Annotated in this window: 12 protein-coding genes; 4 read left to right on the top strand and 8 right to left on the bottom strand. The window is 66.9% G+C overall.

Going from position 1 to position 13666, the window contains the following annotated elements; translation table 11 throughout:
* On the top strand, positions 1-1200 hold the full coding sequence (locus I6J77_RS00810; RefSeq protein WP_204110182.1) for an HlyD family efflux transporter periplasmic adaptor subunit: 1200 nt from the start codon (positions 1-3) through the stop codon (positions 1198-1200).
* 107 nt (positions 1201-1307) lie between these two features.
* Entirely contained in the window at positions 1308-2834 is a 1527-nt protein-coding gene (locus tag I6J77_RS00805) for a DHA2 family efflux MFS transporter permease subunit (RefSeq protein WP_204110181.1), read from the top strand.
* Between the two features lie 66 nt (positions 2835-2900).
* On the opposite strand, the gene I6J77_RS00800 is transcribed toward I6J77_RS00805, so the two are convergent.
* The 3 genes from I6J77_RS00800 to I6J77_RS00790 form a co-directional block, all read right to left on the bottom strand.
* Positions 2901-3428: an acyloxyacyl hydrolase gene (locus I6J77_RS00800; protein ID WP_204110180.1), complete on the bottom strand. Its 528-nt coding sequence runs from the start codon at positions 3426-3428 to the stop codon at positions 2901-2903.
* A gap of 178 nt (positions 3429-3606) precedes the next feature.
* Entirely contained in the window at positions 3607-5070 is a 1464-nt protein-coding gene (locus I6J77_RS00795; RefSeq protein WP_239309111.1) for a pitrilysin family protein, read from the bottom strand.
* Between the two features lie 8 nt (positions 5071-5078).
* Positions 5079-6473, bottom strand: a complete 1395-nt coding sequence (locus I6J77_RS00790) for a pitrilysin family protein (RefSeq protein WP_204110178.1) — start codon at positions 6471-6473, stop codon at positions 5079-5081.
* 150 nt (positions 6474-6623) lie between these two features.
* On the opposite strand from I6J77_RS00790, the gene I6J77_RS00785 reads away from it, so the two are divergent.
* Both I6J77_RS00785 and I6J77_RS00780 read left to right on the top strand, forming a co-directional pair.
* On the top strand, positions 6624-7220 hold the full coding sequence (locus I6J77_RS00785) for a DUF2239 family protein (protein ID WP_204110177.1): 597 nt from the start codon (positions 6624-6626) through the stop codon (positions 7218-7220).
* Between the two features lie 72 nt (positions 7221-7292).
* Positions 7293-8753 (top strand): MATE family efflux transporter, encoded by a 1461-nt coding sequence (locus tag I6J77_RS00780; RefSeq protein ID WP_204110176.1) that lies wholly within the window; start codon positions 7293-7295, stop codon positions 8751-8753.
* Positions 8754-8760: 7 nt separating this feature from the next.
* On the opposite strand, the gene I6J77_RS00775 is transcribed toward I6J77_RS00780, so the two are convergent.
* The 5 genes from I6J77_RS00775 to I6J77_RS00755 all read right to left on the bottom strand — a co-directional run bounded on the left by I6J77_RS00775 (position 8761) and on the right by I6J77_RS00755 (position 13658).
* Positions 8761-8976 carry a hypothetical protein gene (locus I6J77_RS00775; protein ID WP_204110175.1) on the bottom strand — a complete coding sequence of 72 codons (216 nt, stop codon included), beginning with the start codon at positions 8974-8976 and terminating at the stop codon, positions 8761-8763.
* A complete protein-coding gene (locus I6J77_RS00770; RefSeq protein WP_204110174.1) occupies positions 8973-9398 on the bottom strand; it encodes a VOC family protein in 426 nt (141 codons plus the stop codon). Before I6J77_RS00770 ends, I6J77_RS00775 begins: the two co-directional genes overlap by 4 nt.
* A complete protein-coding gene (locus I6J77_RS00765; protein WP_204110173.1) occupies positions 9395-9874 on the bottom strand; it encodes a helix-turn-helix transcriptional regulator in 480 nt (159 codons plus the stop codon). The genes I6J77_RS00770 and I6J77_RS00765 overlap by 4 nt, the downstream gene beginning before the upstream one ends.
* A 656-nt stretch (positions 9875-10530) precedes the next feature.
* A complete protein-coding gene (locus I6J77_RS00760; protein WP_204110172.1) occupies positions 10531-12147 on the bottom strand; it encodes a sulfotransferase in 1617 nt (538 codons plus the stop codon).
* Between the two features lie 908 nt (positions 12148-13055).
* Positions 13056-13658 carry a hypothetical protein gene (locus tag I6J77_RS00755; RefSeq protein ID WP_204110171.1) on the bottom strand — a complete coding sequence of 201 codons (603 nt, stop codon included), beginning with the start codon at positions 13656-13658 and terminating at the stop codon, positions 13056-13058.
* Between the last annotated feature and the right edge of the window lie 8 nt (positions 13659-13666).

Below are 13666 nucleotides of genomic sequence, written 5' to 3'. Positions count from 1 at the left end.
ATGTCCAGCCCGACTTCCACTCCGGCCGATAGCACGGCCGCCACGACTCCCACCGCCCCGAAGAAGAATCCGCGCGGCTTCATGCTGCGCCTGCTCGGCCTGGTGGTGCTGCTCGGCATCATCGCCTGGGCGCTGTGGTACTTCCTCGACGGTCGCTGGTACGAAGGCACCGACGATGCCTACGTCAACGGCAACGTGGTGCAGATCACCCCGCAGGTGCCCGGCACCGTGGTCAGCATCGGTGCCGACGACGGCGACCTGGTGCACGCCGGCGACGTGCTGGTGCAGCTCGATCCCAGCGACGCCGACGTGGCGCTGGCCGAGGCGAAGGCCAACCTGGCCAACACCGTGCGCAAGGTGCGCGGCCTGTATTCCAGCGTCAACGGCGCCCAGGCCGACGTGGCCGCGCGCAAGACCGCGGTCGACAAGGCCCGCGCCGACTACAAGCGCCGCGTGGCGCTGGCCAAGTCCGGGGCGATCTCGGCCGAGGAACTGGCGCACGCCAGCGACGCGCTGACCACCGCGGAGAGCGCGTTGATCACTTCGCAGCAGCAGTACCAGACCAGCAAGGTGCTGGTCGACGACACCATGGTCGCCTCGCACCCGGACGTGCAGGTTGCCGCAGCCAGGTTGCGGGCGGCCTATCTGGACGACGCCCGCGCCAGCCTGGTGGCGCCGGTGGACGGCTATGTGGCCAAACGCTCGGTGCAGGTCGGCCAGCGCGTGCTGCCCGGCGCCGCGCTGATGGCCGTGGTGCCGCTGCACGGCGTGTGGGTGGATGCGAACTTCAAGGAAACCCAGCTGACGAAAATGCGCATCGGCCAGCCGGTGGAGATCGAGTCGGACGTCTACGGCGGCTCGGTGAAGTACAAGGGCAAGGTGCAGAGCCTGGGCGTCGGCACCGGCAGCGCGTTCTCGCTGCTGCCCGCGCAGAACGCCACCGGCAACTGGATCAAGATCGTGCAGCGCATTCCCGTGCGCGTGGTGTTCGACGATCCGGCGATGCTGGAAAAGCACCCGCTGCGGCTGGGCATGTCGGTGACGGTGGACGTGAGCCTGCACGACCAGAACGGCCCGACCCTGGCGCAGAAGTCGCCCACCCAGCCGGCCTTCAGCACCGACGTCTACAAGCAGCAGCTGGTCACCGCGGACGCGACGATCAACCGGATCATCCACGCCAACATGGCCGGCGACAAATGAAGCCCCCTCCCCTGCTCGCAGGGGAGGGTTGGGGTGGGGTTACCCCTCCCAACCTCCTCCTGCCTGCAGGGTGAGGAGCCATTCAGCCCCATCACTGACCGACGCCGATGACCACCCAATTCCGCCCACCCAATCTGGCACTGAGCACGATCGGTCTGTCGCTGGCGACCTTCATGCAGGTGCTGGACACCACGATCGCCAACGTGTCGCTGCCGACGATCGCCGGCAACCTCGGCGTCAGCAACAACCAGAGCACCTGGGTGATCACCTCGTTCGCGGTGAGCATGGCGATCTCGCTGCCGCTGACCGGCTTCCTCACCCGCCGCTTCGGCGAGGTGCGGCTGTTCACCGCCTGCACCCTGCTGTTCGCGCTGACCTCGTTCATGTGCGGGGTCTCGCAGAGCATGGGCATGCTGATCCTGTTCCGCGCCCTGCAGGGCGCGGTGGCCGGGCCGATGTACCCGATCACGCAGAGCCTGCTGATCGGCATCTACCCGCCGGCCAAGCGCGGCATGGCGCTGGCGCTGCTGGCGATGGTCACGGTGGTGGCGCCGATCGCCGGCCCGATCCTGGGCGGCCTGATCACCGACAACTATTCGTGGCCGTGGATCTTCTTCATCAACGTGCCGATCGGCATCTTCGCCAGCATGGTGGTGGCCAGCCAGCTGCGCGGCAAGGTCGAGAAGACCGAGCGTCCGAAGATCGACTACGTCGGCCTGATCACCCTGATCATCGGCGTAGGCGCGTTGCAGATCGTGCTGGACAAGGGCAACGACGAGGACTGGTTCAACTCCACCTTCATCATCGTCACCAGCATCGTCTCGGCGATCAGCATCGCGATCTTCCTGATCTGGGAACTGACCGACAAGGACCCGATCGTCGACCTGAAGCTGTTCCGGCACCGCAACTTCACCGCGGGCACCATCGCGCTGATCCTGGCCTACGCCGCGTTCTTCTCGATCGGCCTGCTGGTGCCGCTGTGGCTGCAGCGCAACCTGGGCTACACCTCGACCTGGGCCGGCTACGCCACTGCGCCGCTGGGCGTCATCCCGGTGCTGCTGACCTTCTTCGTGGGCAAGTACGCCACCAAGGTCGACCTGCGCCTGCTGGCCTCGGTGGCGTTCGTGGTGATGGGCATGACCTGCTTCATGCGCTCGGACTTCTTCATCGGCATCGACTTCTACCACGTGGCGATGGTGCAGCTGTGGCAGGGTCTCGGCGTGGCGCTGTTCTTCATGCCGATCCTGACCATCCTGCTGTCGGACCTGCAGCAGAACGAGATCGCCTCGGGATCGGGCCTGGCCACCTTCCTGCGCACGCTGGGCGGCAGCTTCTCGGCCTCGATCACCACCTTGCTGTGGGAGCGCCGCGCGGTAAGCCACCACGAGCAGCTCGCCGAACACATCACCGCCTACGACCCCACCTCACAGGCAGCGATCAGCCAGCTCGGCCACGGCGACGCGCAAGGCGCCAGCAGCCTGATCAACAACATGATCACCCAGCAGGGCTACCAGATCTCGTTCAACGAGGTGTTCCATGCGCTGGGCTGGATCTTCCTGGGACTGGTGCTGGTGATCTGGCTGGCCAAGCCGCCGTTCGGTGCCAAGGCCGGCCCGGCCGCCGGCGGCCACTGAGCGGGTCGCCCGCGCAACCGGCAACAGCACGACGGCCCCGAACGGGGCCGTCGTGTTTCAGCTGATTCAGATATCGAAGGCCACGCCGACCACGGCCATCGTCTCGCCGCGGTTCGGGCCGCTCAGGCTGCCGTTGGAGACATGGCGGATCGCCAGGGTGAAGTGTTTCGCCTGCCAACCCAGCGTGCTGACGAACTGGTAATGGCTGGACAGCGCCTGGGTGGTGTGGTTGGTGGCGGCCACCTGAAAGCTGGCGAACAGGGGCTGGTACCAGTCGCCGGCGTCACCGCGGTGGACGCGCACGCCGCCGGCCAGCAGTGCCACCGACGGGCGCGTGGTGTAGGGGCTGTAGTCGTAGCGGTGCACGTCGCGGCCGCCGATCCAGCCCAGCGACACGTCGGGCGACCAGCTGTAGCGGGTGCCGCCGAGCGGATGCGCCGGGAACACCGCCTCGACGAAGGCGGCATGGCTGCCGTAGCTGTCCATGTAGCTGCGCCCGCCCTGGATCTCGATGCGGGTGGCGGCCGTGGCGGGTATGGCGGCGGCGATCAGGCCGAGGGCGATGGCGTGTCGAGCAAGGTTGCGCAGGGACATGGGGGATTCCGGGGAGGGGAAGTGAATTAATGTACCTCTCAGTTTACCAAATGTCGCAGGCTTCCGACTCGTCCTTTTGGGTGATTTCGGCAACACGGTGTTTCGCCAGACATGAAAAACCCCGGCACGATGGCCGGGGTCGGGTGAACGTCGGGTTGAGACGGTTCTGTCGGGACGGCTATTTCGCGGCGGATCCGGCTTGCAGGGTCGGGCTGTCCAGATCCAGCGCGGTCGACTCCAGCAGCACGGCCTGCGGATGCGTCTTGCGGATGTCCGCGGCGAATTTCGAGGCGTCGCCCACCACCACCACGGTGCCGGCGTCGGCGGTGAGGTACTTGTCGGCGTACTTCTCGATCTGCTTCGGGGTCACCGCCTGCACCTGGGCGATGTACTTGCCGATCTCGTCCAGCGGCACGCCGTAGACGGCCAGGTCACCGACTTCGCTGGCCAGCCCGGCCGTGGTTTCCAGGCTGCGGCCGTAGCTGCCGATCAGGGTGGCCTTGCGCGCGGCCAGTTCTTCGGCGGAAACCCGCGTGCCGCCGAGTCGCTTGAACTCGCCCAGCATCAGCTCGACCACCTGGGGCGCGGACGGGTTCTTGGTCTGCGCCGAGGCCAGCCACATGCCGGCGTCGTGCAGCGGCATCAGGCGGCTGTTGGCGCCGTAGGACAGGCCGCGCTTGATGCGGATCTCCTCGTTGAGGCGTGCCGAGTACGAACCGCCGAGCACCGCATTGGCCACCGTGCCCACGTAGTAGCCGTGATCGGCCCGCGACGGCGCCGGATGCGCGGCGACCACGCCGGCCTGGCCGGCGCCGTGCTGGTCGATCAGCAGCACCGCGGGAAGCCGGCCGGCGTGGCGGCCGGTCGGTCGCGCCGGCAGCGGCGTGGCCGGCCTGGCCCAGTCGCCGAAGCTGGCCTGCGCCAGTTGCTGAGCCTGCGCCGGCGTGATGTCACCGGTGAGGATCAGCATCGCGTTGTCCGGACGATACAACGCCGCGTGCAGCTGCTGCACGCTGGCCCGCGTGACGCGCGGGATCGAGCTGGGCGTGCCGCTGCGCGAATGGCCGTAGGCGCCATCGCCGAACACGCCGCGACTGGCCGCGAACGAGGCCAGCGTGGTGGGCTGGCTCAGCATCAGGTGCAGGTCATCCAGCGCCTGTGCCTTCGAGCGTTTCAACTCGGCCTCGCTGAAGTCCGGCTGGCGCACCACCTCGGAAAGCAGCTGCAGCGCCTGCGGCACTTTCGGCGTGGTCACGGTGATGCCCACCGCGCTTTCGTCCCAGCCGGCGCTGGCGCCGAGCGAGCCGCCCAGCGCCTCCGCCGCCGCCGCGATCTGCGGTGCGGTCTTGCCCGCGGCGCCCTTGGTCAGCAGGTTGGCAGTGAGGTCGGCCAGCCCGGCCAGGGTTGGCGGGTCCATCTCGCCGCCGCTGCGCACCACCAGTTGCGCGGTGACCAGCGGCAGGCCGGCGCGGCGCACGCTGATCACCTGCAGGCCGTTGGCCAGCGTCTGCGACGACGGCGTGGGCACGCTCAGCGTGGGCGCCGGGCCCGGTGCCGGCGGCGTGGCCGGGAAGTCGGCGGCGAGCAGGTTGCCGCTGGCGATCAGCGCAGCGGCCAGCACGGTCAGGCGAAGAGGCTTCATCGGACGGCTCATTTCACTGCTCCCTGTGTGGCGGCCGGCTTGGCTGCGGCAGCCTGCGGCAGGTAGTCGATGGTGACGCTGTGCGCGCCGGTGACGTATTTCTGCAGCACCCGATGCACGTCTTTCTCGCTGACCTCCTGCAAGGCATCCAGGTCGGTGTTGACGCGCTCCACGTTGCCGTCGATCAGGCTGGCCTGGCCCAGGGCGAAGGCGAGGCCCTGGGCGGTCTGGCGCTGTTTCAACGCGGAGGTGAGCAACTGGGTCTTCACCTTGTCCAGCTCGGCGTCGGGAATCGGCTGGGTCGCCAGCCAGATGATCTCTTCATGCAGCAGCTTGGCCGCCTCGGCCGGCTGATGGCCGCTGGCGAGGATCGCATAGGCGGTGAACAGGCCCGGGCCGACACGGCTGTCGGCATCGGCGCCCGCTTCCTGGGCAACCTGGTGGCGATACACCAGCGACTGGTACAGGCGCGAGGATTCGCCCTGCGACAGCAGCGCCGCGGCCACCTTCAGGGCGATGCTGTCGGCGCTGTCGGACGCCGGCGGAATCAGCCAGGTGATCGCCACGCCGGGCAGCGGCGCGGTCTCGCTGGTGATGGTGTAGTGCTGGTCCTTCCTGCGCGCGGGTTCCTTCGCGGTGACCTGCGGAATCGGCGTGGCCGGTTTCGCGATCCCGTCGAAATACTGGTCGACCCAGGCATCGAGCTGCTTCGGGTCGAAGTCGCCGGCGACGATCAGGGTGGCGTTGTCGGGGCGGTAGAAGGTGCCGTGGAAGTCGATTACGTTCTGCAGCGAGGCCGCCTCCAGGTCCTCGATGCTGCCGATGGTCGGGCGCTGGTACGGGTGCACCGTGTACGACTTCGGGTCGATCGCGTTGAACAGCTTGCCGTAGGGATTGGCCAGCACGCTCTGGCGGTATTCCTCTTCCACCACGGCACGCTCGGACTTGAAGTTCTTCTCGTCCACGTTGAGGTTGGACAGCCGTTCCGCCTCGGCCCACAGCAGGGTCTGCAGGTGGTTGCTGGGCACGATCTCGAAATAGTTGGTGACGTCATCACCGGTGGAGGCGTTGTTGGCGCCGCCCACGTCCTCGGTCAGCCGGTCGAACTGCTCGGCGTGCATGTGCTTCGTGCTCTTGAACATCAGGTGCTCGAACAGGTGCGCGAAACCGGAGCGCCCCTGCGGGTCGTCCTTCGAGCCGACGTGGTACCACATCTGCACCGCCACGTTGGGGCTGGCGTGATCCTCCACGCTGAGCACCTGCAAGCCGTTCGGCAAGGTGCGCTGGTGGTAGGCGATCGGCGGCACGGCGAGTTCCGCGGCCGCTGCCGGCGGGGGAATCGCGGTGGCGGCAAGTACACCGAGTGAAACCAGCAAGCTGGCCGTGCGCAGACGCTTGGTCATCCGTAGTCCTTTCGGGTGGAAAGCCCCAACCATACAAGGCGCACGCGGCCGGCGGGAATGCCTGGCCGCACCTCTTATTTTTACCCGGGCAGTATTGACAAGGGATTTGACCCGTATAAAATCCGCCGGACGAATTTACCCGGACAAAACATGTCGCCGACCACCTCATGCATCGCCTTCGACGGCCCGCAACGGATCGCCCAGGGCGCGCTGGCCGATGTCGCCCGCGCCGCGAAACAGCGCCTGGACGCGGGTGCCACCGGGCCGCTGCTGGTGTTCGACGAGCGCGACAGCCGGCCGATCGAGATCGACTTGCGCGGCAGCGTCGACGACGTGCTGGCCCGCCTGCCGTCCGCCACGCCCGCCGAACCGGCCAGCCGCGGCCCGGGTCGCCCGAAGCTGGGCGTGGTGCCGCGCGAAGTCACCCTGCTGCCGCGGCACTGGGACTGGCTGGGCCAGCAACCCGGCGGCGCCTCGGCGGTGCTGCGGCGACTGGTCGAGCATTCCATCCGCCAGGGCGGCGCGAAGGAACGCGCGCGCCACGCCATGGAGTCGGTCGACCGCTTCATGCGCGTGATGGCCGGCGACGCGCCCGGCTACGAAGAAGCGTCGCGGGCGTTCTATCGGGGCGAGCGCGAACGCTTCGCGGCGCTGGTCAGCGACTGGCCGGCCGATGTGCGCATCCATCTGCAGCAACTGGCCGCGGTGGCCTGGGACGAACAGGCCGACGCCCGCGCTGCGTCGTGACGCCACGCACATCCCCGACTCCGTAACTTGCGGGACGGGCCGACGCCCTCCATGCGCCATCACCGGATTCCCATGCCACCATCCGCCCGCCACGCCACCGCCCTGACCGAAGGCCCGATCGCCCGCAGCCTGCTGCTGTTCTCGCTGCCGATCCTGGGCGCCAACGTGCTGCAGTCGCTGAACGCCTCGGTCAACGCGATCTGGATCGGCCACTTCCTGGGCGAGGCGGCGCTGACCGCGGTGTCCAACGCCAACCTGGTGCTGTTCTTCCTGCTCGGCGTGGTGTTTGGCATCAGCATGGCCAACACCATCCTGGTCGGCCAGGCGGTGGGCGCCCGCGACACGGGCCAGGCCAAGCGCGTGGTCGGCACCAGCACCGGCTTCTTCGTGCTGCTGTCGCTGAGCGTGGCGATCCTGGGCTACGTGTTCACCGGCAACATCCTCGATGCGATGGGCACACCGGCGGACGCGCGGCCCTACGCCATCGCCTACCTGCGCGTGATCTTCATCGCGCTGCCGCCGATGTACTTCTACGCCTTCCTGATGATGACCCTGCGCGGCGCCGGCGACTCGCGCACGCCGTTCCATTTCATGCTGCTGTCGGTGGGCCTGGACATCGCGCTGAACCCGCTGCTGATCTTCGGCTGGGGTCCGGTGCCCGCGCTGGGCATCGGCGGCTCCGCGCTGGCCACGCTGATCGCGCAGACCGTCGCCCTCGCCGGCCTGGTCGCCCACCTGTATCGACGCAAACATTTCCTGTGCCTGTACCGGGGCGAGCTGCACTACCTGAAGCCCGACTTCGCCCTGGTCCGGGCGCTGGTGCTGAAAGGCCTGCCGATGGGACTGCAGATGGTGGTGATCTCGTCCTCGGCGCTGGTGATGATCAGCATGGTCAACGCCTACGGTTCGCAGACCACCGCGGCCTACGGCGCCGCCTCGCAGTTGTGGACGTACATCCAGATGCCGTCGCTGGCGGTGGGCGCGGCGGTGTCGTCGATGGCCGCGCAGAACGTCGGGGCGCAACGCTGGGATCGGGTCTCGCGCATCGCCGGCGCCGGCGTGGCGTACAACCTCCTGCTCACCGGCGCGCTGGTGGCGGTGGTGTACCTGTTCAATCGCGGCGCGCTGGGCATCTTCCTGCCCGACGACGGCGTGGCGATCGGCATTGCCCAGCACCTCAACGCGATCGTGGTGTGGTCGTTCCTGTTCTTCGGCCTGAGCTTCGTGCTGTTCGGCGTGGTGCGCGCCACCGGCGCGGTGATGGCGCCGCTGATCATCCTGGCGGTGGCGCTGTGGTTCGTGCGCGTGCCGTTCGCCTGGCTGCTGCGCGGCCACTACGGCGCCGACGCGGTGTGGTGGAGTTTCCCGCTGGGTTCGGTGGTGGCGGTCGTGCTTGCCGCCGCCTACTACCGCTGGGGCGACTGGCGCCATGCCAGCATGCTCGGCCCCGGCGCCACGCAACAGGCGGCCAGCACCGGGCTGGACGTGCCGGCGACGGCGCTACTGGCAGCACCGTCGGAGAACGCCGCATGAGCGGACCTCAGGCCTTGCTGCGCCCTCTCGCGGTGTAGGGCAGCGCGAACAGGTACAGGCCGCTGAACAACTGCAGGAACAGCGGTGGCAGCGGCGAGTAGGTCAGCCACGCCGGCGGTTCGTGCGGGCTCGTCCAGCGCCATGCGAAGTTCGCGATCACGGTCAGCGTGAACACGATCGACAGCCAGCGGTGGCTCTGGCGGATCCACTGGCTCGCGCTCACGACGCCCCCTGCGCAGACGCCTTCGCCTCGATCATCTTCCAGCCATTGCCCGAGGGGTCGCGAAAGCCCGCATCGACGGTGCCATAGCGGCTGATCGGCTCCTGGGTGAATTCCACGCCGAGCGCCTGCAGCCGCTCGGAGGCCGCCCGGCAGTCGTCCACCACCAGCACCAGCGGCGGCATCGCGCCCTTGGCCACCATTTCGCAGAGCGTCTGCGCGGTTGCCGCGTCGTGGATCGGCGGCCCCGGCCGGAACAGGCCAAGCTGGAACGAGGGCTGCTCCGGATGCCGCACGGTCAGCCAGCGATAGTCGCCGTTGCGCGCATCGGCATGGACGACAAAGCCCAGCTTCCCGACATAGAACGCGAGCGCTTCATCCTGATCGCGGACATACAGTCCGGCTACATCGACACCTTGGGTCATGGTGGAACCTCCGTGGATTGGAGTGCCTTTTTACCGGTCACCGCACTGCGCCGCTTCTCCGAAACTGCGCTCTTGAGATCGGGCCGATGCGCGGCGCGCACGATGCACTCCGGAACATGCCCGCGCCCATGCGGCATCACCCGCTGGCGCGCGCGGAACTCGCCCGGGCTCTCGCCGGTGATGTCGCGGAAAATCCGCCCGAAGGTACCGATGCTGTTCCAGCCGGTCTGCAGCGCGACCTCGGTGACCGGCAGGTCGGTATCACGCAGCAGTGCCGTGGCGCGCTCGATGCGGCGGGTGAGCAGATAGCGGTGCGGCGGCATGCCGAACGCATCCCGGAACGAGCGCGCAAAATGCGCCGCCGACACCGCGCTCACCTGCGCCAGCCGGCGCACCGGCCACTCCTCGTGGGGCGCCCCGTCCATCCGGTCCTTCGCCCGCAGCAAGCGCCGCAACAGTTCGGGACTCTGGCCCATGTGCCCTCGCCAATCTCGTGAACGCAGAGCCTACAACGCGGACCAGGTCTGGCAAGGTGGCGGAACCAGACCCTGAACACGAATTGCGCAAGTCCTCGTGTCGCGCCATGCCAGTTCCGCTGGCCGGCAGCCATGGCGGCCGACTGCGAGATGGGCCAGCGCGATCATGCGCAGATGATGTCGCGCGCTTCAGCCTGGCGTTCTGACGACGACGCCCCGGCGATGACCGGGGCGTCGCGATTTCAGGGGATCTCCGGATGTCGTTCAACCAGAACGCTGCGGGCCTTTCTCGACGCTGGCTCCGCACCGCGCTTCTTCACGCCGGGCTGGGCCACCACGATGCCAGCCTCGGCCTCCTGCGCGAAGACGCCAGGGCAGCCCACAACTTGGCCAGCGCCACGAGATCCGCCCGGATCATCTGGCGCGAAGACGGCGCCGCGCGCGGAGGCGATGTCGTCGAGGCCGCCGGAGCACGGCACCGCCTGGCGGCATCAGGTCGAACGGCCGCGCTTCCTGCATGCCGGCTCACGATGCCAGCTGCGTTCAGAAGGCAAACTTGCGGAGGCAGGCCACGTCACTGCGTGCAGGAAAGCGCCACCGTGAACCTGCGACCTGATGCTAGGCAAATGAAGCCGATCCCCTGGCCGCCTTGGCCGTCAGGCGTCCGCAAATGCCACGCCGCTGTCGCGCAGCGCGGTGCGCAACGGATCGAGCAACGGGCCGTAACACGCGGAGACCTTCGTCGCGGCACTGAGCGGCCGGCGCACCTGGCCTGCGCTCGCCGTGCGCACGGCGCGCGTGGAGCGGTCAAAGCTCAGGCACGCGGCATCGAACGGCAGCCGGCAATGATCGAGCAATGCGCGGATCCCGGCCTCCGAATCGGCCAGGAAGGTTTCATGCACCTGCTCGTGGATCGACCCGGCATGCTGCTGTTCCCAGAAGCGCATCAATCTCGACATGTCGGCACTGTAGGCTGCCAGATGGCGAAGGTCGTAGGTATACGCCGCATCGCTTCCAAGAAAGGAGTGCTTGAAGCAGCTCCAGCAGGTCTCGACGGGATCTCGGCGACAATAGACGAACCTTGCCGAAGGCAGCATCGCGCGGATGGCCCCCACGTAGCGCCAGTTGTCCAGTTGCTTGTCGGTGAACACCGGTTTCGACCGGCGCCATGCGGCGGTTCTCGCGAGATATTCCCGTCCCAGGCGGGCCCAGTCGTCCCCGGTGGCCTTGGCCGCCCACCCCGGCATGGCCTCCCCCCGCCGCTCCGATTCGCCCGCCAGCACGGCATGGACATCCAGCAGCTCGCCGGCGCCTTCGACCTGCGGATGCGCGCCGAGAATCTGTTCGGTGAGAGTCGAGCCGGACCGCGCCATGCCCACCACGAAGATGACTTCCCGTCCCAGCGAGGCATCCGACGCCTGCCCGATGGCCCCGGAGAAGCCTGCCACCGCAGCGTCGACAAACGTCGACAGCTCGGCGGGCTGCCAGCGCACCAGGGCCGCTTTCGAGGCATTCGCTTCGACCAGGATCGGAAATGCCTCGGGGTAACGTTTCGCGGCCTCCAGCGCCTGACCATAAATGAAGCCCCAGCCCGCGTGCTCCGCAGTGCCCGGGGCGGATTGACGATACAGCTCGCCGAGAAGCTCGAGTTCCGCGTCATCCAGGCGCACCGACTTCAAGCCGAGCAGTCCGACCCAGGCGGCGAGCAGGCCGGGGCGAAGCTGCAGGGCCGCCCTGAAGTCGGCCTCGGCGGCATCCAGCTGACCCAGGATGCGCAGGTTGTTGCCACGAAGAGTGCAGGTCTCCGGATCCGGCACGAGCGCGATGGCCTGGTCGCAGGCCTTCTTCACCGCCTCCGCATCTCCCACGGCGTCATGCGCACGTGCCAGGTTGTACCAGTAGTCCGAGCGTTGCGGTGCGAGCGCACACGCACGGTCGAAACAGCCGATCGCCTCCCGGTGATCCGAGCATCCGGCATAAGCCGCCCCCAGACTGTTATGCAGGGCCGCAACAGCCGGGAATTGCAGCAACAGCGAACGCAAAGCGGGAATCGCCTCTTTCGGCCTTCCCTGCTGGATGCTGTACCTGGCCTTGCGCTGAAGAAGCTCCGCTCGCCCTGGCTGTCCCGCCAGCAGCCCGTCGACCAATCGCGACGCTTCCGCAAGTTCGCCCAGCTGGGCCAGTCGATCCACCTCGCGCAACTGCTCGCCGACATTCAAGGTGGAGGACGACGGCCGTTCATGTGCGCCCTTTTCGTTGTCCGCATGTCTCATGAGACATGCCCTGCGGCGCTCGCACACATTCCGCACCAAACCTTCACGACCATGACAACCCGACTCCCATCCAGAAGACGGGGCAATTGAATGCCCCTGCCCGCCAATGACCGGCACCATCGCCGGCAAACCGCATCAGCCTACAACCATCGGACTGGATCCTGTTTGTGCCGCCATCACCGCAGGCGCGCAAGGCTATAGCTGGTCAGGCGTTCACGCGCATCTCGGGCAAATCCCATGACGCTGGTTGCGCTGCGCGCCCTGCCTGGCGCGGGCTGCAGCTCCGAAGAGCGGGGGGAAGACTATCGAACGTGGTTGCGGGAAGGCATGAGGGGAGATGACCTTACGCGTATCCCGCAACACGTGAGTCAGGGGCGTGCACTGGGCGATGAGCGGTTTCAGCGCATGGTGGAGATGACCCTCGGGCGGCCCGCTGTCTGCCGTCCACGCAGGCGGCCAGGATCAACAAGCGAGGCTTAACTACCTCCGTCCCCTTTGATTCTGATTGCGCTGGCGGTCGCAGGCCGGAACTGGGGTTTGGCTTCGAGCCAGTCACTCTGAAAGGTCGCGACCGTCGGCACCCGTGTTGTACGCAAGACCGCACGCGGACCGAGCCATCAAGGGTTGGGCCTTGAGCCCGTGATTCTGTGCCACGCATGACGTGCATCTGGACGGGATCCGCGATGACCGATGAGTGTTTGGCAAGCAGCAAGGGCCGCTGACACGGCTCTAACCAGAACGGTGACTGGCGCGATCTTCGCGCCGCATGAAACACAGCGGCTGGTGGTCAGCGGCAAGACGGGACATCACCATCTCCGACGCAGGACGGAGACGGGTTTTTGCGTGCCTATTGACCTGGGCGGCGAAATGGTGACCCCTTTTGCCTTTTTTGAAAACGTGGGGAAACCTCAGCCTCCGGCTCCTTTTTTTCCTACCCAGCGAGAACCGTTGCATCCTGAAGAGAGGTCTGTCGACAGACGTGATTCGACCTCGCCATTCTCGTCTTTTAGGTAAAGAACATCGTCAACGACAGGGCGACCGTTTTCGTGAACCACCACCGCTGCCACGTACCACACCAGTGGCTTGTTTGGAGGATTGCCGACGGTAAGCCGCACGTACACGCGAGAGAAGCGTTTCCCCGGCTCGGTTCTTTCGATATGAAAAGTCTGCGGCTCAGCTTCCTCATTGGCACCCGAGAATATTCCGTTCTCGATCAGTCCAACCGGCGGCTTCAAATTAGGGCCTGGATTTTGCTTACGCCAGTCAACGAGGCATGCATTGTTGAGATCAAATCGGTGACGCAACTCCCTGCTTAAGTATGGCGTAAAAGCACGCATGTCCGCACCGGATGGAATGCCGAGGGTGCGCCGAATCACCACCTGTTTATAGAGGGCGCCAACTGCTATCTCAGGCTGATTAGGCAAGGAAGGCGGCTTGCTTTGCGGCGCACCCTGACTTCGCGCCAACGTGCTAAGCAACAGCATAAAAGAGATGCAAGAATAACCCTTCATGTCTCACC

Origin of the sequence: Rhodanobacter sp. FDAARGOS 1247 (assembly GCF_016889805.1) — a bacterium.
Lineage (GTDB): Bacteria > Pseudomonadota > Gammaproteobacteria > Xanthomonadales > Rhodanobacteraceae > Rhodanobacter.
Note: the sequence above shows the minus strand (reverse complement) of the source record. Positions and strands in the feature narration are given on the sequence as shown.

What these genes read in the sequence shown, in the direction of transcription:
- I6J77_RS00805 (WP_204110181.1), top strand. Translation starts at nt 1,308, where the DNA reads ATGACCACCCAATTCCGCCCACCCAATCTGGCACTGAGCACGATCGGT.
- I6J77_RS00800 (WP_204110180.1), bottom strand. Translation starts at nt 3,428, where the DNA reads ATGTCCCTGCGCAACCTTGCTCGACACGCCATCGCCCTCGGCCTGATC.
- I6J77_RS00765 (WP_204110173.1), bottom strand. Translation starts at nt 9,874, where the DNA reads ATGGGCCAGAGTCCCGAACTGTTGCGGCGCTTGCTGCGGGCGAAGGAC.
- I6J77_RS00760 (WP_204110172.1), bottom strand. Translation starts at nt 12,147, where the DNA reads ATGAGACATGCGGACAACGAAAAGGGCGCACATGAACGGCCGTCGTCC.
- I6J77_RS00785 (WP_204110177.1), top strand. Translation starts at nt 6,624, where the DNA reads ATGTCGCCGACCACCTCATGCATCGCCTTCGACGGCCCGCAACGGATC.
- I6J77_RS00770 (WP_204110174.1), bottom strand. Translation starts at nt 9,398, where the DNA reads ATGACCCAAGGTGTCGATGTAGCCGGACTGTATGTCCGCGATCAGGAT.
- I6J77_RS00795 (WP_239309111.1), bottom strand. Translation starts at nt 5,070, where the DNA reads ATGAAGCCTCTTCGCCTGACCGTGCTGGCCGCTGCGCTGATCGCCAGC.
- I6J77_RS00780 (WP_204110176.1), top strand. Translation starts at nt 7,293, where the DNA reads ATGCCACCATCCGCCCGCCACGCCACCGCCCTGACCGAAGGCCCGATC.
- I6J77_RS00810 (WP_204110182.1), top strand. Translation starts at nt 1, where the DNA reads ATGTCCAGCCCGACTTCCACTCCGGCCGATAGCACGGCCGCCACGACT.
- I6J77_RS00790 (WP_204110178.1), bottom strand. Translation starts at nt 6,473, where the DNA reads ATGACCAAGCGTCTGCGCACGGCCAGCTTGCTGGTTTCACTCGGTGTA.
- I6J77_RS00755 (WP_204110171.1), bottom strand. Translation starts at nt 13,658, where the DNA reads ATGAAGGGTTATTCTTGCATCTCTTTTATGCTGTTGCTTAGCACGTTG.